This is a genomic window from Pantoea sp. Pa-EAmG, from assembly GCF_030024295.1.
In the GTDB taxonomy this organism is placed as follows: domain Bacteria; phylum Pseudomonadota; class Gammaproteobacteria; order Enterobacterales; family Enterobacteriaceae; genus Pantoea; species Pantoea dispersa.
In genome coordinates, this window is sequence record NZ_JASEWO010000402.1 from 1 (window position 1) to 708 (window position 708).

Annotated in this window: 1 protein-coding gene and 1 pseudogene; both read left to right on the top strand. The window is 50.1% G+C overall.

Annotated elements, in window-relative coordinates; genetic code table 11:
* Window positions 1-153, top strand: a 153-nt coding sequence (locus tag QMM04_RS22910; protein ID WP_282997187.1) for a YceI family protein, incomplete at its 5' end; no start/stop codon positions are given.
* Window positions 154-553: 400 nt separating this feature from the next.
* Window positions 554-708 (top strand): annotated as a pseudogene (locus QMM04_RS22915) (mechanosensitive ion channel family protein); the annotation flags it as partial.

Here is a 708-nt window from a genome sequence, read left to right on the forward strand (position 1 = left end):
AAGCAGGATATGCACCCTATGGTTAAAAAGCAGGCGATCGGTTTTGATGCCACCGGCGTCATCAAACGCTCGGACTTTAAAATCGATAAATATGTTCCGGCCGTGGGCGACGAAGTGACGATTACGCTCTCTACCGAGGCGTACGCCAGATAATGCATTGCGCGCTTAATCGCGCGCTTTTTCTCAGCATCAACCTGCGGCGCTATGCGCGTGTTCAGCGCGAGTTGTACTTCTTCCCTGGGTGCAGCATCACTGCCTGCCAGCGCATTTCTCGTCAGCACCCTCTGACGCTTTGCCTCATCACCTGCCTGCAATTTCAGACCTTTAGCAATAAAGCCGAAAAAAACCACCAATTCATACCCTTGCGATGACCGCCAGCACTGCACCTGATTACCTGATGGGTTTTTACCCTGCTAACAGCGGCCAGTGAACTATATTTTTACCCACTGAAGTACGAAATCATGAGTTTAGCAGATAACCGGCACGATAACGGTTACTGATTTTGGTGACTTATCTGACAACCACGGTTGTTAGCTGAACAGAAGGGAATATCATGCCATTACTTCCTGGTGAGTTATCTGGTGCGCCGACATGGGTGCCTGCTGTATTGCTCGTCACACTCTCGCTACTGCTGGGTTTTCTGGCCCGCTTTCTTCTTCTCAGGTTTATCCGCTACTGGCAAAGCCGCGATCGCAAGCTGTTTAAATC